Annotated in this window: 21 protein-coding genes; 17 read left to right on the plus strand and 4 right to left on the minus strand. The window is 71.5% G+C overall.

The features are described from left to right. Nucleotides 1-47 precede the first annotated feature (47 nt). The 3 genes from V5D56_RS04820 to V5D56_RS04830 form a co-directional block, all read right to left on the minus strand. On the minus strand, nt 48-893 hold the full coding sequence (locus V5D56_RS04820) for an alpha/beta fold hydrolase (RefSeq protein ID WP_435737923.1): 846 nt from the start codon (nt 891-893) through the stop codon (nt 48-50). Nucleotides 894-939: 46 nt separating this feature from the next. Continuing rightward, on the minus strand, nt 940-3090 hold the full coding sequence (locus V5D56_RS04825; protein WP_435737924.1) for an alpha-galactosidase: 2151 nt from the start codon (nt 3088-3090) through the stop codon (nt 940-942). Nucleotides 3091-3182: 92 nt separating this feature from the next. Continuing rightward, nucleotides 3183-4421: an ROK family protein gene (locus V5D56_RS04830; protein ID WP_435737925.1), complete on the minus strand. Its 1239-nt coding sequence runs from the start codon at nt 4419-4421 to the stop codon at nt 3183-3185. Between the two features lie 156 nt (nt 4422-4577). Between V5D56_RS04830 and V5D56_RS04835 the strand changes: the two genes are divergently transcribed. From V5D56_RS04835 to V5D56_RS04915, 17 genes are all read left to right on the plus strand, one after another. Further along, the gene (locus V5D56_RS04835) at nt 4578-6266 is read left to right on the plus strand and encodes an ABC transporter substrate-binding protein (protein WP_435737926.1); all 1689 of its coding nucleotides are present in this window, start codon (nt 4578-4580) and stop codon (nt 6264-6266) included. A gap of 107 nt (nt 6267-6373) precedes the next feature. Further along, the gene (locus V5D56_RS04840; RefSeq protein ID WP_435737927.1) at nt 6374-7366 is read left to right on the plus strand and encodes an ABC transporter permease; all 993 of its coding nucleotides are present in this window, start codon (nt 6374-6376) and stop codon (nt 7364-7366) included. A 9-nt stretch (nt 7367-7375) separates the two neighbouring features. Next, complete coding sequence (locus V5D56_RS04845) at nt 7376-8344, plus strand: ABC transporter permease (RefSeq protein WP_435737928.1); 969 nt, start codon at nt 7376-7378, stop codon at nt 8342-8344. Beyond that, nucleotides 8341-9360 carry an ABC transporter ATP-binding protein gene (locus V5D56_RS04850; RefSeq protein ID WP_435737929.1) on the plus strand — a complete coding sequence of 340 codons (1020 nt, stop codon included), beginning with the start codon at nt 8341-8343 and terminating at the stop codon, nt 9358-9360. The genes V5D56_RS04845 and V5D56_RS04850 overlap by 4 nt, the downstream gene beginning before the upstream one ends. Then, nucleotides 9357-10163, plus strand: a complete 807-nt coding sequence (locus V5D56_RS04855) for an ABC transporter ATP-binding protein (protein ID WP_435737930.1) — start codon at nt 9357-9359, stop codon at nt 10161-10163. Before V5D56_RS04850 ends, V5D56_RS04855 begins: the two co-directional genes overlap by 4 nt. After that, nucleotides 10160-10807, plus strand: a complete 648-nt coding sequence (locus V5D56_RS04860; protein ID WP_435737931.1) for an SGNH/GDSL hydrolase family protein — start codon at nt 10160-10162, stop codon at nt 10805-10807. Before V5D56_RS04855 ends, V5D56_RS04860 begins: the two co-directional genes overlap by 4 nt. Next, nucleotides 10804-13377, plus strand: a complete 2574-nt coding sequence (locus V5D56_RS04865; protein ID WP_435737932.1) for a glycosyl hydrolase 2 galactose-binding domain-containing protein — start codon at nt 10804-10806, stop codon at nt 13375-13377. Before V5D56_RS04860 ends, V5D56_RS04865 begins: the two co-directional genes overlap by 4 nt. A gap of 202 nt (nt 13378-13579) precedes the next feature. Beyond that, entirely contained in the window at nt 13580-13921 is a 342-nt protein-coding gene (locus V5D56_RS04870) for an S-adenosylmethionine decarboxylase family protein (RefSeq protein WP_435737933.1), read from the plus strand. Further along, nucleotides 13918-14679: a DUF4178 domain-containing protein gene (locus V5D56_RS04875; RefSeq protein WP_435737934.1), complete on the plus strand. Its 762-nt coding sequence runs from the start codon at nt 13918-13920 to the stop codon at nt 14677-14679. Before V5D56_RS04870 ends, V5D56_RS04875 begins: the two co-directional genes overlap by 4 nt. Before the next feature lie 71 nt (nt 14680-14750). Continuing rightward, nucleotides 14751-14975: a DUF350 domain-containing protein gene (locus V5D56_RS04880; RefSeq protein WP_251151985.1), complete on the plus strand. Its 225-nt coding sequence runs from the start codon at nt 14751-14753 to the stop codon at nt 14973-14975. A gap of 2 nt (nt 14976-14977) precedes the next feature. Then, entirely contained in the window at nt 14978-16609 is a 1632-nt protein-coding gene (locus tag V5D56_RS04885; RefSeq protein WP_435737935.1) for a polyamine aminopropyltransferase, read from the plus strand. Between the two features lie 195 nt (nt 16610-16804). Further along, nucleotides 16805-18787 (plus strand): type I restriction-modification system subunit M, encoded by a 1983-nt coding sequence (locus V5D56_RS04890; RefSeq protein ID WP_435737936.1) that lies wholly within the window; start codon nt 16805-16807, stop codon nt 18785-18787. Then, nucleotides 18787-20220 carry a restriction endonuclease subunit S gene (locus V5D56_RS04895; RefSeq protein WP_435738954.1) on the plus strand — a complete coding sequence of 478 codons (1434 nt, stop codon included), beginning with the start codon at nt 18787-18789 and terminating at the stop codon, nt 20218-20220. Before V5D56_RS04890 ends, V5D56_RS04895 begins: the two co-directional genes overlap by 1 nt. A 147-nt stretch (nt 20221-20367) precedes the next feature. Next, a complete protein-coding gene (locus tag V5D56_RS04900) occupies nt 20368-20805 on the plus strand; it encodes a hypothetical protein (RefSeq protein ID WP_435737937.1) in 438 nt (145 codons plus the stop codon). Between the two features lie 50 nt (nt 20806-20855). Further along, nucleotides 20856-21362, plus strand: a complete 507-nt coding sequence (locus V5D56_RS04905; protein WP_435737938.1) for a helix-turn-helix domain-containing protein — start codon at nt 20856-20858, stop codon at nt 21360-21362. Next, nucleotides 21349-21777 carry a hypothetical protein gene (locus V5D56_RS04910; RefSeq protein ID WP_435737939.1) on the plus strand — a complete coding sequence of 143 codons (429 nt, stop codon included), beginning with the start codon at nt 21349-21351 and terminating at the stop codon, nt 21775-21777. The genes V5D56_RS04905 and V5D56_RS04910 overlap by 14 nt, the downstream gene beginning before the upstream one ends. A gap of 67 nt (nt 21778-21844) precedes the next feature. After that, nucleotides 21845-24814, plus strand: a complete 2970-nt coding sequence (locus tag V5D56_RS04915) for a type I restriction endonuclease subunit R (RefSeq protein ID WP_435737940.1) — start codon at nt 21845-21847, stop codon at nt 24812-24814. Between the two features lie 15 nt (nt 24815-24829). Here V5D56_RS04915 and V5D56_RS04920 read toward each other — a convergent pair whose 3' ends face one another. After that, nucleotides 24830-25846, minus strand: a complete 1017-nt coding sequence (locus V5D56_RS04920; protein WP_435737941.1) for an LLM class flavin-dependent oxidoreductase — start codon at nt 25844-25846, stop codon at nt 24830-24832. Nucleotides 25847-25914: the final 68 nt, after the last annotated feature.

A 25914-nucleotide genomic window follows, 5' to 3' on the forward strand; every position in this document is an offset into this window, starting at 1 on the left:
GGGTCCCGTGACCGCCTCTACCGTGGCGTGACGGCGACGACCCGACCTCACCCGTCAGGGGTGATCGTGGGGTCGCGACGGATGTGCAGCACCCGCGCGGTGCCGGGGGAATCCGGGTCGTCGACGATCTCCCGGCCGTCGAGCCAGCACGACACGACGTGCGCGAGCTCTCCCGGGTGGCTGAAGTTCATCGCGTGCGCGGCGCCCTCGATGAGGACGACCGTGAGGTCCTCCGGGGCGAGCCGCCCCAGCTCGCGCACGCGCGACGGCGGCGGCATGAGCGGGTCGCGCGAGCCGACGACGGCGAGCGTCGGGACCGGTGTCCGCAGCATGCGTTCGAGGGACGGGAAGCGGGCGAGCTCGCTGAAGAGGTGCAAGGTCGAGACCGGGCCGAAGCGCACGTAGTCGGGGACGGCGACCCGCGCCATCGCGGGGCTCTCGCGCGTCGCGTCGCGCGCGAGCTGGCCGAGGGCGCGCACGAAGGGCTGGTTGTGGACGCCGCCCGCGGGGGACGCGAGGACGACGCCGGCGACGCGGTCGGGCGCCTGGTGCGCGACCTCCAGGCTGACGGGCCCGCCCATCGAGTTCCCGAGCAGCACGACCTGGTCGAGCTCCAGGGCGTCGAGCAGCTCGAGGAGCGCCAGCGCGAGGGCCGGGATGCCGAGCGCCGACCCCCAGTCCGGCGTGCGCCCGTAGCCCGGCAGGTCGGGGACGAACGTCGTCGCGCGGTGGGCGAGGCGCGACGCCGTCGGGAGCAGGTAGGTGCCGGACACCGCGAAGCCGTGGACGTGGACGATCGGCACGCTCCCGGGCACCTCGGGTCCGACGCGGACGAACACGGGTCGGCCCCCGACGTCGACCTCGCGCTCCTCCCAGACGATGTCGCCGTTCATGGCGCGATGGTCCCAGAGCGCACGCCGGTCGGCACCCCGACCGGTGTCAGACCGCAGCGGTGACGTGCACGACGAGCGCCTGCGCGGGCCACAGAGCGGGGATCTGGAGACCGACGTCGGCCAGCACGCGCCCGCTGACGACGACCGGCGTCGTCAGCCACGGCGGCGTGACCCACCCGTGGCGCGCGAGGCCGATCTCGTCGCGCACGCGGACGGTATAGCGGCGGTCCGGGTCGAGCCCGTGCAGGAGGACGCGCTCGGGCAGCGCGTCCTCGAGGGTCGCCACGGTGGCGATCGTCCAGACGCCCTCCGTGCGGTCCGGGAGCACGGCGCCGACGACGCGCAGCGCCGGGTCGACGACGTCGGCGTGCACGGCCGTCCCGGTGTGGAGAACGTGCCGCAGCTCCTTGTACAGCGCGGCCCACGCCGTGATGGCCGCGACCTCGTCGGGCGTGCAGCCGAGGAGGTCCCACTCGAAGCCGGCCGACCCCATGAGGCTCGTCGCGAGGCGGTACGAGAGGTCGGTCGTGCGACCGGACGAGTGCGCCTCGCCGGGGCCCACGTGCCCGCCGACGAGCTCGGGCGGTAGGAGGAGCTGCGTCCAGCGCTGGATGTCCTGGCGCTCGACGGGGTCGTTCGAGTCCGACGCCCAGACGCGGTCGGCGACGGCCATGACGCCGAGGTCGGTGCGCGCGCCGCCCGACGAGCACGACTCGATCTCGAGGCCGGGGTGCCGCTGCTTGAGCTCGGCCATGAGCGCGTACGCGGCGCGCGTCTGGACGTGCGTGCCGGGGCGGCCGGCGTGGACCGTCTCGACGAGGTCGCGGTTGTGGTCCCACTTGACGAAGTCCACGCCCAGCTCGCCGATCACGGCGCTCATCGCGTCGCGCACGTGGGCGTAGGCGTCCGGGTTCGCGAGGTCGAGGACGTGCTGGCTCCGCCAGGACAGCCCGGCGGGCGCGTCGAGGTGCGCCGGGCTGTGGAGCAACCAGTCCGGGTGGGCCCGCGCGAGGTCGGAGTCGAGGTTGACCATCTCGGGCTCGAACCACAGCCCGAGCTCCATCCCCAGGCCGTGCACGAGGTCGGCGAGCGGGCCGAGCCCGTCCGGCCACACGGCCCGGTCGACCCACCAGTCACCGAGGCCGCGGGTGTCGTCGCGGCGGTCGTGGAACCACCCGTCGTCGAGCACGAACCGTTCCACGCCCACCTCGGCCGCGCGCCGCGCGAGCGCCTCCACGCGCGCCGGGTCGTGGTCGAAGTAGACCGCCTCCCACGTGTTGAGCACGAGCGGCCGCGGCGAGCGCGGGTGCTGCGGACGCGCCCGCAGGAACGTGTGGAAGCGCGCCGCGACGCCGTCGAGCCCGTCGCCCGACCAGGCGAAGTACGTCGTGGGCGCGGAGTGCTCCTCGCCCGGCGCGAGGACGACCTCGCCCGGGCGCAGCAGCTCGCCCGCGCCGAGGAGCGTCGGGTGCTCGGGCGTGCGGTCGACGCGGTACGTGACGTCGGCGCTCCAGCCGAGGTGCACCGCCCAGACGTCGCCGCGCCGGTCGCGCGGCGCGCCCGCCGAGGCGAGCACGACGTGCGGGGAGTCGTGCCCGACCCGCCCCCGCCGGGTCTGGCGCGTGGTCGAGCCGCGCGGCATCTCGGTCGTGCGCGGGGACTTCTCGCGCGTCCAGCGTCCTGTGAACGACGTGAGGTGGTCGGCGCGCGTCGGCACGGGGAGCGTCGCCTCGAGCTGGTGCACCGTGAGCGGCTCGTCGCCGGCGTTCGCCAGCGCGTGGTCCACGGTCACCACGCCGCCCGCGCCGATCGCGAGGCGCGTCGTCAGGCGCAGCCCGGCGGCGGCGTCCTCCGCCTCGACGACGACGAGCGCGGCACCGGCGGCGTCGCCCTCGCGCTCGTGCCGGACGTGCGTCGTCCAGCGCGGGAACACCGGGCGCCCGGCACGCTCCAGGAGGAGCCCGGGCCGCCCGGCCCAGCCCTCCGAGTCCTGGGGGAGCAGGCTGAGGCGCCAGGCCGCGTCGAGCGTCCCGGGCGGCGTCTGGCGCGTCGTGGCGAGCGCGAGCCCGTCGAGGAGCGCGTCGTCGAGGTCGCCGGGGTCGGCGCCCCAGTGCAGCACCGCGGGCAGCCCCGCGGCAGGGGTCTCGACGACCAGGGCGACGCCGTCGCGGCGCAGGATCGTGCGTTCGAGGTCCATCCTCGTCCTCTCGGGTGGTTCGTCGTTCGGGTCGTGCGGTCGCGGTGGGTGGTCGGCGGGTCGTCAGCCGGTCGGCGGAGCGCCGGTCGGTGTCAGGCCGCGCGCGGGCCGGGACCCGCGGCGTCGGACGCCGGTCGCGGCTCAGGGGGACCGCGCAGGACCGAGACCGCGACCCCGACGGCGGCCGCCGTGGTGCCGTGCGTGGACAGCGTCGCACGCACCGGCCGCAGGTCCCGGTTGTACGCGGCGCGGTCGAGAGAGCGCTGGACGCGCGGCACGACGACGTCGCCCACCGTGCCCAGCGCGGGCCCGGCGAAGACCACGACGTCGAGGTCGAAGAGGTTCGCGAGCGTGACCGCGGCGAGCCCGAGGGCGTCCCCCGCGTCGCCCAGCAGGCGCGCTGCCGCGACGCTCCCGGCCCGCGCGGCACGTGCGACGAGCTCGAGCTCGACGAGCGTCTCGTCGGGCAGGCCGGTGAGCCCGAGGTGGCCGAGCCCGGGGTCGGCGAGGGCGCGCGCGACGACGGCCTCCGGCCCGGCGAGCACCTCGACGCACCCGCGGTTGCCGCAGCGGCAGCGCGGACCCACGCGGTCGAGGCTGATGTGGCCGAGCTCGACGGCGTTGCCCGACAGCCCGCGGTACGCGAGACCGTCGACGACGACGCCCCCGCCCAGTCCGCTGCTGCAGTAGACGAGCCCGAACGTCGCGGGCGAGCCGCCCGTGACCTGCTCGCCGGCCCACTGCTCACCCACCGCGGCGGCGGTCGCGTCGTTCTCGAGCCGGACGGGCAGGCCCAGGCGCTCGGCGAGGTCGGTGACGAGGGGATACCCGCGCCACGCCGGGGTGGGCTGCGGGGTGAGGATCACGCCCCGCTCCTCGTCCTGCGGCCCGTGCGTCGCGAGGCCCACGCCGAGCACGCGCTCGGCGCCCACGCCCGCGCCGTCGAGCACGTTCCGGACGTGGGCGGCGACGACCGCGAGGTAGTCGCCGGGAGCCCCGCGGCCGGTGCCGCGCAGCGCGGACCGGGCGACCGTGCGGCCCGCGAAGTCGAGCAGCACGACGCTCGCCGAGCAGCGGTCGAGCTGGACGCCGACGGCGTACCAGGCCTCCGGGTCGACGGCGAGCAGACGGCGCGGGGTGCCGCCGGACTTCTGGCGGCCGACCTCGCGGACGAGGCCGTCGGCCACGAGCTCGCGCACGACGTGCGTGATGGTCGCGGGGGTCAGGCCGGTGCGCTCGGCGATCTCGACGCGGCTGAGGGTGCCGGTCGAGCGCACGAGGTCGAGCACGGCCGCGCGGGTCGCGCTCCGGCCGGGGGCGCTGCGGGACATCGTCGTCGACCTCCTGGCTGGGTGCGAGGTGCCCGACGCCGGTGCCGAGCCGCGGCGATATATTGACACGGTAAATTTAGTAGGGCAAGAATCCTCCTGCGGTCATCGCCCAGAACCGGCCACCGTCGGCCGGTCGCCACCCGAGGAGGACCACTGATGTTCCTGCACCGCACCCGAACGTTCACCGTCGCGGCCGCCGCCGTCGCGTCGGTCGCCCTGCTCGCCGGCTGCAGCGGCGGCGCCGGCGACGGCACCACGTCCGCCGGCGACGGCACGTCGATCACCGTGTTCAACGGCTCGACGGGCACGATCACCGAGAACTTCAACCCGCTGAGCACGACGGCGCTCCAGCCGACCCTCGGCGTGATCTTCCAGCCGCTCTACTGGTACAACCTCGCGAGCGACGCCGAGCCGACACCGCTGCTCGCCACCGGCTTCGAGTGGAACGAGGACGGCACGGTCCTCACCATCACGACGCGCGAGGGCGTGTCGTGGAGCGACGGCGAGCCGTTCACCGCGGCCGACGTCGCCTTCACGTTCAACCTCATCAAGGACACCCCCGCACTCAACACGAGCGGGCTCGCCGCGACGGCCGAGGCGACCGACGACACCACGGTGACGCTCACGTTCCCCGAGACGTCGTTCATGCAGGAGCCCGCCGTCCTGGGGAACCAGGCGATCGTGCCCGAGCACGTGTGGAAGGAGGTCGCGGACCCGGTCACGGAGATCAACAGCGACCCCGTCGGCACCGGGCCGTACACGGTCAAGTCGTTCTCCGCGCAGTCCTACGTGCTCGAGAAGAACCCCGAGTACTGGGAGGAGGGCCTGCCCAAGGTCGACGAGGTGCGCTACATCGCCCTCGACACCGCGGACGCCGCGAGCGCCGCGCTCACCGCGGGCGACGTCGACTGGATGTCGTCGTTCCTGCCCGGTCTCGAGGACCTCATCGAGAGCAACCCGGACCTGTCGTACGTCAACACGCCCGCGCTCACCGCGTCGATCTTCACGTGCTCGAACGCCGAGCTCGGGTGCGAGGGTCCGCAGACCGACAAGGCGGTGCGCCAGGCGCTGTACCACGCGATCGACCGGACGCAGCTCAACAACCTCGCGGGCGGCGGCTTCGCCGAGACCGCGTCGCCGACGCTGCTCCTGCCCGAGCGCGACGAGCGGTGGATCACCGACAAGGACCTGCTCACGGTGCCCGAGACGGCCGACGTCGACACGGCGAACCAGATCCTCGACGACGCCGGCTGGGTCATGGGTGACGACGGCGTGCGCACCAAGGACGGCCAGCGCCTGTCCATGACGATCCAGACCGTCACCGGGTGGAGCGACTTCATCTCGCTCAACGACGCGATGAAGCAGCAGGCCGCCGAGGCCGGGATCGAGCTCGTGCCGAGCCAGGTCGCGTGGAACGAGTGGAACCAGGCGCAGACGTCGGGCACGTTCCAGCTCAGCCTCGACTCGATCGGTCTCGGGGCGTCGTCGAACCCGTACTTCACCTACTTCGGCAAGTACGACTCGGCGAACACGGTGAAGGTGGGCGAGACGGCGTCGGCCGGGAACTTCGCGCGCTTCTCGAACCCCGACGTGGACGCGGCGCTCGCGACCGCGCGCGCGACCGACGACGAGGCCGTGCAGACGCAGGAGTACGCGAAGGTCCAGGAGATCATCGCCGACGAGCTGCCGTACATCCCGATCTACGTGAACTCGATGCTCACCGAGTTCAACACGTCGCGGGCGACCGGCTGGCCGACCGACGACGACAAGTACGCGATGCCCGCGTCCTGGAAGGCCTGGGACAACGGGATCGTCCTCAAGTCCATCACCCCTGTGGAGAACTGACCCGTTCCCTGGACAGGTCCCGGCGTCGCCGCGCGGCGCGCCCCCGCCGACCGCGGCGGCGCCGGGACCCCCAGCCGGGCAGCAGGACGAACAGGGAGGTTCGACCGGTGCGCTTCGTACTCCGGAAGGCAGGCTTCTACGTCGTGGCCCTGTGGGCCGCGCTGACGCTCAACTTCCTCATCCCCCGGCTCATGCCGGGCAACCCCGTCGACATCATGCTCTCCAAGCTCGCGACGAAGGGCCCGGTCACGCCGGCCACGCGCGACGCGATCGAGGCCATGCTCGGCACCGACACCGACGCGTCGCTGTGGAGCCAGTACGTCACGTACCTCCAGGCGCTCGCGCAGGGCGACCTCGGGACGTCGGTCGCGTACTTCCCGGCGGGCGTGGGCCAGGTCATCGGCCAGACGCTGCCGTGGACGATCGGGCTCATCGGCCTGTCGACCGTCGTGTCGTTCGCGATCGGCGTCGGTCTCGGCATGGTGGCCGGCTGGAAGCGCGGGTCGTTCGTCGACAACCTCGTCCCCGCCGCGACGATGCTCCAGTCCGTCCCCTACTTCTGGCTCGCGCTGCTCCTGCTCTTCCTGCTCGGCAGCATCTGGCCCGTCTTCCCGCTGAGCCACGGCTACGACGTCTACACGTTCGCCGGCCCGGAACCCACGTGGGCGTTCGTGTCGTCCGTGATCTACCACGGCACGCTGCCCGCGCTGACGATCGTCATCTCGTCCGTCGGCGGCTGGATGCTCGGGATGCGCAACATGATGGTCTCGACCCTCGCCGAGGACTACCTCGTCACCGCCGAGGCCAAGGGCCTGCGCCCGCGCCGCATCCGCTTCGCCTATGCGGCGCGCAACGCCGTCCTGCCGTCGCTGTCCGGGTTCGCCATCTCGCTCGGCTTCGTCGTCGCCGGGTCGATCGTCACCGAGGCGGTGTTCTCGTACCCCGGCATCGGGTCCGCGCTGCTCCAGGCGGTCAACAGCAACGACTACGCGCTCATGCAGGGCGTGTTCCTCGTCATCACCCTGTCCGTGCTCGGGGCGAACCTCCTGGTCGACCTCCTGTACGGCGTGATCGACCCGCGCACGCGGGCCCGGTCCTAGGAGGTCCGCATGGCCATCACCACCCAAGACCCGGCGCTCGCCGCCGAGGAGGCCGTCGAGGCCTCCAGCGGTCGCCGCCGGCGCCGCGTCCTGCCGCCGATGACGCTCAAGCTCGGCGTCGGGCTGACCGTCGCCGGGGCGATCGTCCTCTTCGGCCTCCTCGGGCCGCTGTTCGTGGGCGACCCGTCGACCGTCTCGGACATCGGCCTGTCCCCGCCCGGCCCCGGGCACCCGCTCGGCACGACGCAGACGGGTCAGGACGTCCTCGCCCAGCTCGCGTACGCGACGCGCGGGTCGCTGACGATCGGGTTCGTCGTCGGTGTCCTCACGCTCCTGCTCTCGGCGTTCTTCGGCGTCGTCGGCACGTTCGTCGGCGGTTGGGTCGACGAGACGTTCTCGCTGTTCTCGAACGTCATGCTCGTGCTCCCCGGCCTGCCGCTCGTCATCGTCATCTCGAGCTACGTGCCGCAGAAGTCCGTGTGGCTCGTCGCGCTCGTCCTGGCCATCACGAGCTGGGCCGGCTCGGCGCGCGTGCTGCGCGGCTACACGCTCTCGCTGCGCGAGCGCGACTACGTGCTCGCGTCCCGCGTGGCCGACGAGCGCAGCTGGCGGATCCTCGCCGTCGAGATCCTCCCCAACCTCGTGCCCATCCTCGCGTCGCAGGTCGTGTTCGCGGTGATCTTCGCGATCCTCGGGGAGGCGGGCCTGTCGTTCCTCGGGCTCGGGGCCTCGAACTCGTTCACGTGGGGCACGATGCTGTTCTACGCGCAGAACGGCCTCGCGCTGCGCCTCGGCGCGTGGTGGTGGTTCGTGCCGCCGGGCCTGATGCTCGCGCTGTTCGGCGCCGCGCTGTCGCTCATCAACTTCTCCATCGACGAGATCATCAACCCGAAGCTGCGCGCCCAGACCCGCTCCCAGCGCAAGCGGTGGCGCATGTCGCGCGAGCAGCTCCGCGAGGCCGACGAGGTGACGGCATGACCGAGGACACCCTCCAGGACCAGCCGGCGGCCGTCGTCGGCTCGCACCCCGTCCTCGAGATCGAGGACTTCTCCGTGACGTACCTCGTCGACCCGCCCGTCCCGGCGGTGCAGCACGTCGACCTCGTGCTGCGCCGCGGCGAGATCCTCGGGCTCGCCGGGGAGAGCGGGTGCGGCAAGTCGACGCTCGCGTACGGCGTGACGCGCCTGCTCAAGCCGCCGGCGGCGATCACGTCGGGGCGGGCGGTGTTCCACTCCCGCGAGGGGTACACCGTCGACCTGTCGTCGCTGCACGGCGAGGACCTGCGCGCGTTCCGCTGGGACAAGGTCGCCATGGTGTTCCAGGGCGCGATGAACTCGCTCAACCCGGTGCTCACGATCCGGTCGCAGCTCGAGGACGTCTTCACGACGCACCGACCCGGGCTGTCGCGCCGCGAGCGGCGCGCGCGGTGCGGCGAGCTCCTCGAACGCGTCGGGGTCGACGCCGGCCGGCTCCGCGCGTACCCGCACGAGCTGTCCGGCGGCATGCGCCAGCGCGTCATGATCGCCATGGCGCTCGCGCTCGAGCCGCAGGTGCTCGTCATGGACGAGCCGACGACCGCGCTCGACGTCGTGGTCCAGCGCGAGATCCTGCGCGAGATCGCGCGGCTGCGCGCGGAGCTGGGGTTCGCCGTCGTGTTCATCACGCACGACCTGCCGCTCCTGCTGGAGATCAGCGACCGGATCGCCGTCATGCGCGCGGGCCGGATCGTCGAGCAGGCGGACGCCGTGACGCTCTACACGGACCCGCAGCACCCGTACACGCGGCGGCTGCTCGCGTCGTTCCCGTCGCTGACGGGCGAGCGCGGGGACTTCGTCCGCGCGGGGGACGCCGACCTGGGCGAGGAGCAGCTCGAGGAGACGCCGCAGGACGCCGGCACGGACGAGATCGGCACGGCTGGCACCGGCACGGCTGGCACCGGTACGGCCGGCACCGGTACGGCCGGTACCGCCACGGACGAGGAGGAGGGCGCATGACCACGCTGGAGGCCCGTGACCTGGTCAAGGACTACCGCCTGCGCAGCGGCCTGCGCTCGACCCGGCTGCGCGCCGTCGACCACGTGAGCTTCACGCTCCAGCCCGGCAGCACGGTGGCGCTCGTCGGGCAGTCCGGGTCGGGCAAGTCGACGATCGCGAAGCTGCTCATGCAGCTCGAACGCCCCTCGTCGGGCCAGATCCTGGTCGACGGCGCCCCCGTGGGCAGGGGCCGGCAGGCGCGGTCCGCGTACCGCAAGGCCGTGCAGATGGTGTTCCAGGACCCGTTCGCGTCGCTCAACCCGTACCACTCGGCGGGGCACCACCTCGCGCGCGCCGTCGCGCTGCACCACCCGGACCTCGACCGTCGGCAGGTGCACGATCGCGTGCTCCAGCTCCTGCGCCGCGTGCGGCTCGACCCGGCCGAGGAGTACGCGCAGCGCAAGCCGCACGAGCTCTCCGGAGGGCAGCGCCAGCGCATCGCGATCGCGCGGGCGCTCGCGCCCGAGCCGGGCATCCTCGTCGCGGACGAGCCGGTGTCGATGCTCGACGTGTCCATCCGGCTCGGGGTCCTCAACCTCCTCGCGCGGTTGCAGCGCGAGGAGAACCTCGGCGTCCTGTACATCACGCACGACCTCGCGACGGCGCGGCACTTCTCCGACGAGGTCATGGTGCTGCACCACGGCGTCGTGGTGGAGGCGGGCCCGGCCGACGACGTCATCCTGCGGCCGCAGCACGAGTACACGCGCACGCTCGCGGCGGCCGCCCCCGACCCCGAGCGCCGGATCGCGGAGCTGAGGTCGTGACCGGCGTCGCCGACGCGCCCCGGCGCGTCGTGTTCGCGGGCGACTCGATCACGGAGTGGGGGCGCGACCGCTCGGACCCCGACGACGTCGGCACCGGCTACGTGGGCCTGCTCGCGCGCGGCCCGCTCGCCGGCTCGACCGTCCACAACACCGGGGTCGGCGGCGACCGGGCCAGCGACCTGCTCGCGCGCTGGGAGCGCGACGTCCTGCCGTTCGACGCCGACGTGCTGTCGCTCTACGTCGGGGTCAACGACACGTGGCGTGCCCTCGACGCGGGCGAGCGCACGCCGGCCGACGCGTTCGAGGCGACGCTGCGAGCGCTCGTCGCGCCGTGGCACGAGCACGGCACCCGCCTCGTGCTCGTCGAGCCGTTCGCGCTGCCGCTCGCCGACGCGCAGGCGTGGGCCGACGACCTCGGCCCGAAGCAGGACGCCGTGGCCCGGGTGGCGCACGACGTGGGGGCGGCGTTCGTCCCGCTCGCCACCGTCATGGCCGACCTCGCCGACGAGCTCGGCCCGCGCGCCGTCGCCCCTGACGGTGTCCACCCGTCGCACGCCGGTCACACGGCGATCGCGCGCGCCTGGTGGGACGCGTGCTCCACCCTGACCCCCCGAACCCTGCACCCCGAGGGAGAACCCGCATGACGACCGACGACCTGACCGCCGGCTGGACCCTGCGCGCCACGGCAGGCGACCTGCCCGCCCCGGTGCGCACCGCCGTCGTGCCTGCGCCGGTCCCCGGGGACGCACACACCGCGCTCCTCGCGGCCGGGCTGATCCCCGACCCGTACGTCGACGCCCACGAGGCCGAGCTGGCGTGGGTGCACGGGGCGGACTGGGAGTACCGGCGCGCGCTGCGCCTCGAGCCCGCCGCGGACGACGAGCACGTCGACCTCGTGCTCGACGGCCTCGACACCGTCGCCGACGTGCGCCTCGGCGACGAGACGGTCCTCACGAGCCGGAACATGCACCGCTCGTACCGCGTGGACGTGCGGCGGTTCGCGGACGGCGCCGAGCGCGACCTCGTCGTCGCGCTCGGGTCGGCGACCGCGTGGTCGGACGCGGCGAGCGAGCGCCTCGGGCCGCGGCCGTCCGCGTACCCGAACACGTTCAACGCGATCCGGAAGATGGCGTGCTCGTACGGGTGGGACTGGGGCCCGGACCTGCGGACGGCGGGCATCTGGAAGCCGGTGCGCGTCGAGCGGTGGCGCGTCGCGCGGCTGGAGCGCGTGCGCCCGCTCGTGCACGTCGCCGACCTCGCGCCGGACGGCACCACGGGAACTGGCCGGCTGGAGGTCCACGTGGACGTGCAGCGGTCGGTGCTCGTGCCCGCCGGGCCGCTCGTGCTCGACGTCGCGCTCGACCTCCCCGGGTCGGGTCCCGCCGACGGGCGCACGCGGGCGCGCGTCGAGGTGGCGGCCGGTGCGACGTCGGCCGTCGTGACGCTCGACGTCCCGGACGCGCCCGTGTGGTGGCCCGTCGGGTACGGCGCGCAGCCGCTCGTCGGCGTCGAGGTGACGCTGGTGGCGCCCGACGGCGCGGTGCTCGACGCGTGGGAGCGGCGGGTCGGGTTCCGCACGGTGCGGATCGACACGACGCCCGACGAGCACGGCACCCCGTTCGTCCTGCACGTCAACGAGCGCCCCGTGTTCGTGCGCGGCGCGAACTGGATCCCCGACGACCACCTCGTCACGCGCCTCACGCGCGACCGGCTGGCCCGTCGGCTCGACCAGGCCGTCGAGGGCAACCTCAACCTGCTGCGCGTGTGGGGCGGGGGGATGTACGAGTCCGAGGACTTCTACGACCTCGCCGACGAGCGCGGGCTCCTCGTGTGGCAGGACTTCCTCCTCGCGTGCGCGGCCTATGCGGAGGACGACGAGCTGTGGTCCGAGATCGAGGCCGAGGCGCGCGAGAACGTCGCGCGGCTCGTCCCGCACCCGTCGCTCGTGATCTGGAACGGCGGCAACGAGAACGTGTGGGGCCACGAGGACTGGGGCTGGAAGGAGCGCCTCGGCGGGCTGACCTGGGGCGAGGGGTACGCGCGCGACCTGCTGCCGCGCGTCGTCGCGGAGGTCGACCCGACGCGCCCGTACACGGACAACAGCCCGTACAGCCCCGGCCGCCCCGACCTGCACCCCAACGACCCCGACCACGGCACGCACCACCAGTGGGAGGTGTGGAACCGCGTCGACTACCGCGCGTACCGCGACGAGGTGCCGCGCTTCTGCTCCGAGTTCGGGTTCCAGGGACCGCCGACGTGGCGCACGCTCACCGACGCGGTGCACGCCGCCGACGGCGGCCCGCTCGCCGACGCCCCCGACCCCACCGCGGACCCGGTGTGGCTCGTGCACCAGAAGGCCGACGACGGCAACGGCAAGCTCGACCGCGGCATGGCGCCGCACCTCGGCGTGCCTGCGCGCTTCGAGGACTGGCACTGGGCCGCGCAGCTCAACCAGGCGCGCGCCGTCGCGCACGCGCTCGACCACTACCGGTCGTGGTGGCCGCGGACGGCGGGCGCGATCGTCTGGCAGCTCAACGACTGCTGGCCCGTGACGAGCTGGTCCGCGATCGACTCGCAGGAGCGGCCGAAGCCGCTCTGGTACGCGATGCGGCGGGCGTTCGCGCCGCGGGCGCTCGCGGTGGTCGAGCGGGACGGGTCGCCGCACGTCGCCGTCGTCAACGACCACGACGAGCCGTGGCGCGGCGCGCTGTCGATGCGGCTCGAGCGGCTCGACGGGATGGGCCCGGCGCGCGGGACGGTCGCGGTGTCGGTGCCGCCGCGCTCGGTGCTGCTCGTCGAGGTCCCGGCCACGCTCGCGCGGCCCGCGGACCCGACGGACGCGGTGCTCGTCGTGGACCTCGGACCGGAGCGGGTCGTGCACACGTTCGTCGAGGACGTGCACCTGCGGCTCGACCCGCGCGCCGCCGAGGTCCGGGTCGAGCGCTGCGCCGGTGGCTACCGCGTGCACGTGCGGGCCCGCTCGCTCGTGCGCGACGTCGCGGTGCTCGCGGACCGGCTCGCGCCGGACGCCGTCGCCGACGACGCGCTGCTGAGCCTCCCCGCGGGCAGCACCGCGACGATCACGGTGACCACGACGGCCGAGCTCGACCCCGCGGCGCTCGCCACGGCGCCCGTGCTCCGCAGCGCCAACGACCTCCGCGCCGTTCCGCAGCGCGCGGGCCTCCGGAGTCTCCTGGAGGCCGCCGCGAGGTAGAACCTCCGGTCGCGAGGTAGAAGCCGCGGGGCTCTACCTCGCGACCTGGGGTTCTACCTCGCGACAGACCGGCACGGCAGGGCCTGTGGACGGGCCGGTGGGCGCGGTGTCCCGGTCCGCTAGGGTGTGCGCGGCCCGACGTCGCGGGCCCGGTCCGGGCGGTTCGTCCCGGGTCGGTCGCGCCGTCACCGGGAGCCCAGCCGTGCACCGCAACCTCGTCCACGTCTTCGACGTGACGGGAGCCGACCCGCGCCTGCTCGACGACGAGGTGACGGTGCGCGCGTCGCTCGACGCGGTCGTGCGCCTCGCGGGCATGACCCCGCTCGGCGAGGTGGCGCACCGGTTCGAGCCGCAGGGGACGAGCGTCGCCATCCTCCTCGCCGAGTCGCACCTCGCGGTCCACACGTGGCCCGAGCACGGCGCCGCGTACGTGACCCTGACGACGTGCCGAGCGCCGTCGTCCCCCACGTTCGCCGACGACGTGCGCACCCTCCTCGCCGACGCGTTCGCCGCGGGCGACGTCGCCGTGCGGAGCCTCGTGTGAGCAGGGGGCGGCGCCTCGCGCTCCGGGTGGGGGAGGAGCTGGTCGCGACGGGCACGGGACGGGACGCCGTGCGCACGACGGTGCGCGCCTCGGCCGTGCTCGAGATGCGCGAGGCCGGGACGACGTTCACGTGGGAGGAGTGGCAGCTCCTCGGTCACGACGGCGCGGACGTGTGGCTCGAGTACGACCACGACGAGCGCGAGCTCACGCAGTACCGGCCCACGGAGTCGCACCCGCCGGTCGTCGACCTGTCGGGCCTGCACCGCGGGAGGCAGCTCGACCTGCGGCTCGACGGCCGCCCGCACCGGCTCACGGTGCGCGAGCGCGGCACCGGCACCGTGCGCTCCGTCGAGGGGACGTTCGCGGAGCCCTTCGTGCCGGGCCAGCAGGTCGAGTACGCCGACCTGACGGGGCACGGTGTCGTCGTCTCTGTCGAGCGCACCACGGGGCCGCTCGGTCCCGTGACGAGCGTGTACTCGGGCCGGCGTCTGGACGTCGCGGAGCAGAAGCGGCTCTTCGGCCGTCGTCTCACGCCGCGCTCGCGGTCGGGAGCGGTCGCGGCCGCCGTGGCGGGGGTGTTCGTGCTCCTCCTCTCGTTCAGCGCGTGCCAGGCGGTCCGGGACGACGGCGCGTCCTGCACGCCACGGACCGTCGTGACGACCGCGCCCGCGAGCGGGACCCCGACACCGGGCGCGACCGACTCCACGACGTCGTGCTACCGCCGCACGCTCTACGGCGGCGGGGGCGTGGGGAAGTGACGCGCCGCACCGGCGTCGTGCCCGAGCCGTCCTGCTGGTCCTGACCGTCCACCCATCACCCAGGAGATTCCGTGTCCGTCGCCTCGCTCGCGTTCCTGTGGGCCTTCCTGTCCACGATCCTCTACTCGGTGCTCGGCATCGTCCTGCTCCTCGTCACGATCGTCGTGGCGAACAAGCTCTTCCGCCTCAACCTGCACCGCGAGCTCGTCGACGAGCACAACGTCGCGTTCGGCGTGATGATTGCGGGCCTGGCCATCGCGATCGGCCTGATCATCGCGGGGACCATCAGCTCCTGAGCATGGTCGACCAGCACGCACCGGCTGTCGTCGTCGACCCCGCCCCGGCCGACGACGGCGGTTCCGCCGTCCTCCCGCGCACCGGGCGCGCGCGCCGCATGGACCGCCCGACGGTGTTCGCGGCCGCGCTGCTCGTGGCCGTCGGGGGCATCGTCTACGAGCTGATCCTCGGCACGGCGGCGTCGTACCTGTTCGGGGACTCCGTCGTCGCGTTCTCGGTCGCGACGGGACTGACGCTGTTCGGCATGGGTCTCGGCTCCCTGCTCGCACCGCGGCTGCAGCGCGAGGCAGGGCTGAGCTTCGTGCGGAACGAGCTCGTGCTGAGCCTGCTCGGCGGCGCGTCGGTGCTCGTGCTGTTCTGGGCGTACGCGCAGACCGAGCTGTACTGGCCGGTCTTCGTGCTGCTGTCCCTCGCGATCGGGACGGCGATCGGCGTCGAGATCCCGCTGCTCGTCGCGCTGCTCAAGCAGCACGGGCGGGACGAGTCGGTGTCGCTGCTGTCCAGGGTGCTCGCGCTCGACTACTTCGGCGCGCTCGCCGCGTCGCTGCTGTTCCCGTTCCTGCTCCTGCCGTACCTCGGTCTCGTCCGCACGGCGTTCACGGTCGCGGTGCTCAACGTCGTGGTCGCGCTGTTCATGCTCGGGCGCCTGGGCCACCGGCCGCGGTGGACGGCGCTCACCTGGGTGACCCTCGTGGCGCTGCTCGGCGGGGTCGCCGCCTCGACGTGGCTCGAGACGTCGATCAGCGCCCGGATGTACACCGACCCCGTCGTCGTGCAGGAGTCGAGCGCGTACCAGCGGCTCGTCGTCACCGACTACCGGGGCGACGTCCGCTTCTACCTGAACGACCAGCTCCAGTTCTCGTCCGTCGACGAGGCGCGGTACCACGAGACCCTCGCGCACGCGGCGATGACGTCGGTGACGGCGCCCGCGTCGGTCGCGATCCTCGGCGGCGGAGACGGCCTGCTCGCGCGCGAGGTCTTGCGGTACGGGTCCGTGCGGGACGTCACGCTCGTCGACCTCGACCCCGCCGTGACCGACCTCGCGCGCGAGAACCGCCTGCTCGCCGACCTCAACGAGCACGCGCTCGACGACGACCGCGTGACCGTCGTGAACGCCGACGCGTTCCGCTGGCTCGACGAGACCGACGCGTCGTTCGACGTCGTGCTCGTCGACCTCGTCGACCCGTCGGGCGAGCGCGTCGCCAAGCTCTACTCGCAGGAGTTCTACGCGATGGTCGCCGCGCACCTGCGCCCGGGCGGCGCGTTCGCGACGCAGGCGACGTCGACGTACTTCACACCGAACGCGTACTGGCAGATCGTCTCCACGGTCCGCGCCGCCGCACCGGAGCGCGCCGTCGTGCCGCTCACCGTCAACGTGCCGTCGTTCGGGGAGTGGGGCTTCGTGCTGTCCCTGCCAGGGGCTGCGGCGGGCGGCACGCTGCCCGACGACGTCCCCGGCCTCTTCGCGCGCACGTCCCTGCCGGAGGGGCTGCAGTTCCACGACGCCACGTCGCTCGCCGCGACCACGCGCCTGCCCGCGGACAACCCGCCGCGCGACCTGCCGCCGTCGACCCTGCTGTCCCCGACGGTGCAGCGCACGTACCAGCAGGACATGCGCGACTGGCGCTACTGACGTGTGCGTCCCGACTGGTAGACGGTGTGCGTCTGGACTAGTAGGCGCTGTGACCAGTGGGTTTGCGCACACGGGCACGACTGGTTGGCAGAGTGCGGGGCACCGCCGTTGCGCGCTGGGAGACTACGATCTGGTGGCCGGGGACCTCCCTGCATCCTTTCGTCCGCACACCCTCGTCGCCGGGAGCAGCGCCACGTGAACAGCACGCAGCACGCCCAGATCGTCAGCTTCATCTGGGGGATCGCCGACGACGTCCTGCGGGACCTCTACGTGCGCGGCAAGTACCGGGACGTGATCTTGCCGTTCACCGTGCTGCGCCGGCTGGACGGCGTGCTCGAGGGGACCAAGGAGCAGGTCCTCGACACGGAGGCGTTCCTGAAGGCGGAGGGCATCGTCGAGAAGGAGGGCGCGCTTCGCGTTGCTGCTGGCCAGGCGTTCTACAACACGTCGCCCTTCACCCTGCGCTCGCTGCGCGCGGAGAGCAACCGCACTCGCCTGCGCCAGAACTTCGAGGCGTACCTCGACGGGTTCTCGCCGAACGTGCAGGAGATTCTGGAGAACTTCGAGTTCCGCAACCAGATCCCGCGGTTGACGAAGGGCGATGCGCTGGGTGCGCTCATCGCCAAGTACCTAGACCCGCGCCTGGACCTGTCACCGCGCACGCCGGACAACCCGAAGGGTCTGGACAACCACGGTATGGGGTCGGTGTTCGAGGAGCTCGTGCGCAAGTTCAACGAGGAGAACAACGAGGAGGCCGGTGAGCACTGGACGCCCCGTGACGCCGTGCGACTCATGAGCCGCCTCATCTTCGACCCGGTCGCGGACCAGGTCGGTTCCGGGACGTACCTGCTGTACGACGGCGCGATGGGCACGGGTGGGATGCTCACGGTCGCGGAGGAGACGCTCAAGCAGCTCGGTGCCGAACGCGGCAAGGCGATCGAGACGCACCTGTACGGGCAGGAGATCAACGCGGAGACGTATGCCATCGCGAAGGCGGACCTGATCCTCAAGGGTGAGGGTGAGAACGCGGACGAGATCAAGGGCGGCCCCGAGTGGTCGACCCTCGCGAACGACGGGTTCGCGCACATGGAGTTCGACTTCATGCTGTCCAACCCGCCGTACGGAAAGAGCTGGAAGACCGACCTGGAGCGCATGGGCGGCAAGGCGGACATGCAGGACCCACGGTTCGTCGTCGAGCACCGCGGCGAGACGCTCTCCCTCGTGACGCGTACGTCCGACGGCCAGATGCTGTTCCTCGCGAACCTCGTGTCGAAGATGAAGCACGGGACACCGCTGGGCAGCCGCATGGCAGAGGTCCACAACGGGTCGTCACTGTTCACCGGAGACGCGGGACAGGGTGAGAGCAATATCCGTCGATGGGTGATCGAGAACGACTGGCTCGAGGCGATCGTCGCGCTGCCGCTCAACATGTTCTACAACACGGGCATTGCGACGTACGTGTGGGTGCTGACCAACCGCAAGCCCGAGCACCGCAAGGGCAAGGTCCAGCTCGTCGACGCGTCCGGGTGGTCGACGCCCCTGCGCAAGAATCTCGGCAAGAAGAACTGCGAGCTCTCCCCGGCGGATATCGACCGGGCCGTCGCGACGTTCCTCGACTTCGAGGAGTCCGAGCAGTCGAAGACCTTCGACGGCCGCGAGTTCGGCTACTCCAAGGTGCAGGTCGAGCGGCCGCTGCGGCTCGCGGGTGTCGAGGCAGACAAGATCTGGACAGCCGCGCAGGTCTCAAGGGCGATCAAGAACGGCGCGACGCGTGACCCGGAGGCGAAGCCCCTCGTGCGAGCGGTCCTGCCGGTAGGCACGACGCCGGACCCGTACCTCGGGCGGTTCGAGGTCGCCTTCCGCGGGGAGCAGCGGGTAGTCGAGTACCACCCCGATGCCGAGCTGCGCGACCACGAGCAGGTCCCGCTGCTCGAGCCGGCGGGCGACTGGCGCGACGGGATCGAGGCGTTCGTGCGCCGCGAGGTGCTGCCGTACGCCGTCGACGCGTGGGTGGACGAGTCGAAGATAAAGATCGGCTACGAGATCAGCTTCACCAAGCACTTCTACAAGCCCGCGCCCCTGCGCACGCTCGACGAGATCCGCGCGGACATCCGCGCGCTCGAGGCGGAGAGCGAGAACCTCATCGCGGAGATCGCGGGCACGGCGGAGACGCGGTGATGTTCAACGACCTCAAGCCCTACCCGGAGTACGACGACGGCGCGCCCGTTGGATGGCGACGGCGCCGGCTCAGGACGGTCGCCTCCCTGCTCGTCAGCAACGTCGACAAGTTGAACCATGAGGGCGAGCAGCCGGTTCGGTTGTGCAACTACGTCGACGTGTACAAGAACGCTGTGGTCACCGCTGACCTCGACTTCATGCCGGCGACCGCATCGAGCGCTGAGGTTGAACGATTCCGGACCCGCGTCGGCGATGTCGCGATCACCAAGGACTCAGAGAGCTGGACCGACATCGGCGTCCCGGCATACGTCGACTACGCGTCGGACGATCTCGTCTACGGCTACCACCTGGGAGTGCTGCGCCCACGGGCTGAGCAACTTGACGGGATGTACCTCTACCTCTCTCTGACAGTCCCGTCAGTCGCGGCTCAGCTCCATGCAGCGGCGGGTGGAGTGACGCGGTTCGGCCTCTCGCACGGAGACATTCTCGGCTCCTCGGTGCCAGTGCCGCCGCTGGACGAGCAGGCGGCGATCGTCACCTACCTCGCCCACGCCCACCAGCGCATCAACCGCGCGATCGCGTCGAAGCAGCGGTTGATCGAGGCGTTCTCCTCGCAGCGATCGATGGTGCTCGAGACCGCTGTCATGGGGAGCGAGCTCTCGGGCGAGCGGTGGTCGCACGCGTGGCTGGGTGACCTCCCCGCCCACTGGAAAGCGATTCGCCTGAAGTGGATCGTCGCGCCGATCACTCAGGGATGGTCCCCTCAAGCACATGCACAGCAAGCAGGCCCGGACGAGTGGGGAGTCGTCAAGGCAGGATGTGTCAACGGCGGGGCGTTCCGACCCGACCAGAACAAGAGGCTCCCTCCCGAGCTCGAGCCCAGGTACGACCTCGAGATTCGTGACGGCGACTTCTTGGTGAGCAGGGCAAACACACTGCCGCTCGTCGGATCGGCAGCCCTCGTGAGGTCGCCACGGGGCCGACTGATGCTGTCGGACAAGATCTTCCGCACCAGAGTCGACGAGACGAAAGCAGTCCCGGAGTACGTCGCTGCAGTGTTCCGCACACGCTCCTCCCGCGCGCAGATCGAGTCGGGAGCCACCGGCGCAAGCCATTCCATGCAGAACGTGGGCCAGGACACGATCCGTGAACTTCTGATCCCCCTGCCGCCCATCAAGGAGCAGCGAGAGGTCGTGGCGCGGATCGAGGCAGAGTCTGCGCGGATCGACCGGCAGATCGACCTCGCATTGCGGGAGATCGCGCTGCTCGAGGAGTTCCGCACGCGGCTCACGTCAGACGTGGTCACGGGGCAGGTCGACGTGCGCGGCGTAGCGGTCGCCCTCCCGCCGATCGACCCCGCGGAGGCGTTCGCCGCGCCGTCGAATGCGCCCGACACAGCGGTCGACGATGAGGAACTGCCGGTCGAGGACTGAGCCACAGTGGACGTCGGTGGCGTTGCGCGATCTGCGGTATCTAGGCACGGATGTCAGGGCCGTGTGGGTCGGGTCCGCTACGTTCCCGTCATGCACATCGCTCAGCCTCCGGGTGCTCGCTCGTGCCGGTCCGGGGACCATCCGGGCTTGGGCGGTACGTGGGAGCATGTCGGCAACCCGGCGTTGCCGCTGCCCGTCGCAGAGCTGCGTGCGGTGCTCGACGCGTGCGCACCGGTCGACAAGGCGGTCCTCTTCGCAGAGGTGCAGAGCATGCTCGACCGGGCTGGTCGTGGCGAGCTGGAATTCGTCCGGGGAACCGGCCGTGACCGTGCGGGCGACGTCGACCTGATGGAGACGACCGGCTGCGTCCTCGAGCTCCGGCTCACCACGCGCACAGGTGCTCCGGACGGAAAGCGACACGTGCGGTTCTACTTCGTGGAGCCGGCCCGGCGCGAGAACCTGCTGCTCGGCCTGAAGGTGGCTTCGAAGTCGCCGGGACGGATCGGGCTCGGCGAGCAGACCGGGCATGCCGTGGAGGCGCGCAGCCGTGCCGAAGCGTGGGAGATCACAGCCTCCGAGATCTAGGCGTGGCGCCGAGACCGTGACACTATTACCTCAAGGTAATGGGAGGTGCGATGGATCTCGCAACGATGCTGGGCATCGACACGACAGACCCGCTGCAGGAACGCGCTGCCGCGCAGGTGGCGGAGGATCAGGCGATGCTCGACACGCTCGTCGCCCACCGGAGGCAGACGGCGACGCAGCAGCAGATCGCCGACCTGATGGGGATCAGCCAGGCCGCGGTCGCTCGGATCGAGGCAGGGAACCGGGATCCGCGGATCTCGACGCTGCGGCGATACGCCGTCGCCGTCGGGAAAGTGGTCCGCCATTCAGTGGCGAACGTCGCCGACCCTGGTTGCTGGTCGACGGGTCGTCACGAGGTCCGCCTCGTCATCGCCGGCGACACTGGTGTCGGCAACTCGCGGTTCTACACCGAGGACGCCCCGCTCGACTCCGAGGTCCTCCAGGCTGAGACGCACGACCACAAGACCGGCGTCACGCGCACTGTGCGAGTGTCGATCGGGGACGTCCAGCGGGTCGACATGAGTAGCTACGCGGGGTCCACCCATGCAGCTGTCTGACCGCGGGTTCGGAGGATTCGAGGCCATCTTCACGCTCTCCCTCAGCGCCGAGCGTCGCCGCATCGGGCCCGATCCAGAGTCGATCGGGGTGTCGCTGGGCCTGGAGACGTCGCGGATCGAGGGGACCGTCCTCTGGCGCGTCGGGTTCCGGGTCGACGTGCACGACCAAGGCCTGCCACCGGAGGAGGATCGCGACGTGTTCGGCGTACAAGCCACGTATGCCGTTGCGCTCGCCTCCGGCGTCGATCTCGAGTCCGAGGCGGACCTGGTCCGCGTTCTCTGGCCCCACGCGCGAGCAGACCTCCTCGCGCAGGTTCCACCAGTGGGCGGGCGAGGGCTCAACCTTCCGACGGAGCTGGACGCGTCGGCCCTGGAGCAGCCCACGGTCGACGCCGGATCTGAGTCTCAGAGCTGACTTCGGCCGCTCTTGGCGCACCCACCTGCAAGGATGGAGCCAGAACGCCGCCGACAGGGAGAAGAGCATGACCAGGCTCGACGAGGAGTCGCTGGAAGACGCAATCGTCGCGGACATGACCTCCGGCGAGTCATACGGGGGATGGACGCAGGGCGACCCGCACGATCTCGACCGGGCCTACGCGCTCGATGTCGCGCAGCTCGACGCGTTCCTCGCCGACACCCAGCCCCACGTACGGGATGCCCTGGACCTCTTCGGGCCGTCGTCGTCCGCTCCGCGGCACGAGTTCCTCTCTCGCCTGCAGGGTGAGATTACGCGACGAGGGGTGGTCGCCGTCCTGCGTGACGGGGTCCAGCACCGAGCGCACCAGGTCGACCTCTACTTTCCGCTGCCTTCTGCGGAGAACGCCGCTGCTGCCGGACTCCATGCACAGAACCGGTTCACCGTCACCCGGCAGGTGCACTACAGCACGGCGAACGAGAACTCGCTGGACCTCGTCACGTTCGTCAACGGCATCCCCGTCGCCACGTTCGAGCTGAAGAACCAGATCACCAAGCAGACCGTCGACGACGCGATCGCGCAGTACCGCGTCGACCGCGACCCGCGGGAACTGATCTTCGGCTTCGGCCGGACCATCGCGCACTTCGCCGTCGACGACAAGCTCGTGCGCTTCTGCACGCGCCTGGCAGGGACGAAGTCCTGGTTTCTCCCGTTCGACCAGGGCTGGGACGACGGCGCCGGCAACCCGCCCAACCCCGACGGGCTCATGACCGACTACCTGTGGCGGCGGATCCTCACCCCTGCGAGCCTCGCGAACATCATCGAGTCGTTCGCTCAGCGCGTCACGACCAAGAACCCCAAGACCGGAAAGAAGTCCGACGCGCAGATCTTTCCGCGCTACCACCAGCTCGACGTCGTCCGCAGGCTCCTCGCCGACGCCGAGGCTCACGGCGCGGGGAAGACCTACCTGATCCAGCACTCGGCCGGGAGCGGCAAGTCCAACTCCATCGCGTGGCTCGCGCACCAGCTGACAGGGGTGCGCCATTCCGGCCGCAAGGTGTTCGACTCCGTCATCATCGTGACCGACCGGCGGATCCTTGACTCGCAGATCCGGGACACGGTCAAGTCGTTCACGCAGGTCGGCTCAACCGTCGTGCACGCCCAGCGCTCCGCGGACCTGCGGCACGCGATCGAGGCCGGCGCCCCGATCATCGTCACGACGATCCAGAAGTTCCCCTACGTCGTCGACGGCATCAGCGCGGCCCAGGCCGACCGGTGCTTCGCCGTCATCATCGACGAGGCGCACTCCAGTCAAGGCGGGAAGACCGCCGGCAAGCTCGCGGCCACGATCACCGGCAAGGGCGCTCCGGTTAGCGAGAGCAAGGACCTCGCGGGCGACGACGAAGCCCTCGAGGACGCGATCAACCGGCTCATCGACGCCCGCAAGCTTGCGACCAACGCGAGCTACTTCGCCTTCACCGCGACGCCCAAGAACAAGACACTCGAGACCTTCGGGGAGCCGTACCAGGACGGCGGCGAGGTCAAGTACCGCCCGTTTCACAGCTACACCATGAAGCAGGCCATCCAGGAACGCTTCATTCTCGACGTTCTCGCGAACTACGTGGAGGTCGCGAGCTACTACAAGCTCGTGAAGACCGTCCAGGATGACCCCGAGTTCGACCTCAAGCGCGCTTCGAAGAAGCTGCGCGCCTACGTCGAGGGCAACGCTCATGCGATCCGCCAGAAGGCCGAGATCATCGTCGACCACTTCCACGAGCAGGTGATCGCCAAGCACAAGATCGGCGGCAGCGCGCGTGCGATGGTCGTCGCAAGCAGCATCGATCGTGCGATCGAGTATTACGAGGCGATCTCTGCGTACCTCGTCGAACGTAAGAGCCCCTACCGCGCGATCGTCGCGTTCTCGGACGTGAAGCGGGACGGGAAGGACGTCACCGAGTCCCAGTTCAACGGGTTCCCGAGCGCAGAGATCGCGGACCGCATCCAGACCGACCCGTACCGGTTCCTCGTGTGTGCGGACAAATTCCAGACCGGCTACGACGAGCCCCTCCTGCACAGCATGTACGTCGACAAGCCGCTGTCAGGGGTCAAAGCGGTGCAGACGCTCTCGCGTCTGAACCGTGCGCACCCGCAGAAGCATGACGTGGCGGTGCTGGACTTCGCGAACGACTCCGACGTCATCGAACGCGCCTTCCAGGACTACTACCGGACGACTGTCCTTGCCGAGGCGACGGACCCGAACAAGCTGCACGATCTCGCCAACGACCTTTCGGTCATGGGGGTCTTCACGTCCGAGCACGTCGACCGTTTCGTCACGGGTTTCCTTGCCGGTGCGCCGCGCCACACGCTGGACCCCGTCCTCGACGCGTGCGCGGCGGAGTACATCGAGAACCTCGATACCGACGACCAGATCGCCTTCAAGTCGAAGGGCAAGGCGTTCACCCGCACGTACGATTTCCTCGCGGGGATCCTGCCGTACGGGAGCCCGGCCTGGGAGAAGCTCTCCATCTTCCTCGACAACCTTCTGCCCAAGCTGCCGGCGCCGAAGGAGGACGACCTCTCGGCCGGCATCCTCGAGAACATCGACCTCGACTCCTACCGCGCGGAGAAGCGCGACACGATGGCGATCGTGCTCGCGGACGACGATGCTGAGCTCGCCCCGGTGCCGCTCGGAGGCGGTGGCATGCACGTCGACCCGGAGCTCGAACGGCTCTCCTCGATCCTCGACTCGTTCAACGCTCAGTTCGGGAACATCGCGTGGGACGACGAGGACCGGGTGCGAGAGATCCTCTTCGGGGAGGTCCCGCGCCGCGTCGCGGAGGACCCTGCCTACCGCAACGCCCAGGCGGCCGGGGACGAGGCGAACGCGCGCATCGAGTCCGACAAGGCGCTCGGGCGGGTGATGCTCTCCCTCATGCGGGACAACACGCAGCTCTTCAAGCAGTTCAGCGACAACGACTCGTTCAAGCGGTGGCTCGCGGGCATGGTGTTCGACGAGACGTACCCCCGCAGCGCCTGAGTTCTCGATCAGAAGTCAGCGGCTCACCGTCACGGCCTCCAGCGCGTCGAGGGCGGCGAACGGGTCGTCCGGGCGCGCGGGGTCGGGGCTCGTCGCGGCCAGGACGACGCTCGACACGCCGTGCGCGCCGAGCTCTTCCAGGCGGGCCCGGAACGCGTCCGGCGGTCCGACGATCGCGAGCGCGTCGACCCACGCGTCGGGCATCGCGGCGGCGAACGCCTCGGGGGAGTCGCTCGCGTCACGCAGGGCCCGGAGGTCGTCGGCGAACGGCAGCGGGTCGACCTGCGCCGACCAGTCCGCCATGCCCAGCACCGCGAGCGAGGGGCGCACGATCGCGCGGGCCGCGGCGACGTCGTCGTGCACGGCGCCGACCGCGAACGCGACGATCCGGTGCTCCGGCGGCGCGGCGTCACCGGCCGACGCCCGTCCGGTGTCGATCGCCGACCGCGCGACCGCGAGGTACTCGGGCGTCACGGGCATGTCGAGGATCGTGCCGTCGGCGACGCGCCCCGAGACCTCGAGCGAGCGGGGCCCGCGCACCCCGGCGAGCACGGGCGGCGCGACGGCGGGCGGCGCGTGGAGCGCGACGTCGTCCACGTGCACGTAGCGGCCCGAGACGGTGACGCGCTCGCCGTGCAGCAGCGCGCGCACCGTCGCCGCCGTCTCCTCGAGCATCGTCAGCGGGCTGGCCGGCCACACCCCCACCTGGCGCATCCAGTCCGGCATGCCGTGCCCGAGCCCGAGGTGCAGGCGCCCGGGGTGCAGGGCCGCGAGCGTCGCCGCCTCCATCGCGGCGGTCGACGGCGTGCGCGTCGCCGCGGGCAGGATCCCGATGCCCACGGTGATCTCGCGCGTCGCGGCCAGGACCGTCGCGGCCTGCGCGATCCCACCGTGGAACGTGAGGTCCTCGACGACCCACACCTCGTCGAGACCCACCTCCTCCGCCCGCCGCGCGAACGCCACGATCTGGTCGGCGGGCAGCTCGCGGGGGAGGATCACGCCGAGGGCAGGGAACGTCGTCGGGGTCGCCATGCCGCGACCGTACCCTGACAGCGCTCCCACCAGCGGCGACGGCGCGGAACCGTCGGAATCCCCTGGTG

The sequence above is a fragment of the Cellulosimicrobium sp. PMB13 genome (assembly GCF_051294865.1).
GTDB lineage: Bacteria > Actinomycetota > Actinomycetes > Actinomycetales > Cellulomonadaceae > Cellulosimicrobium.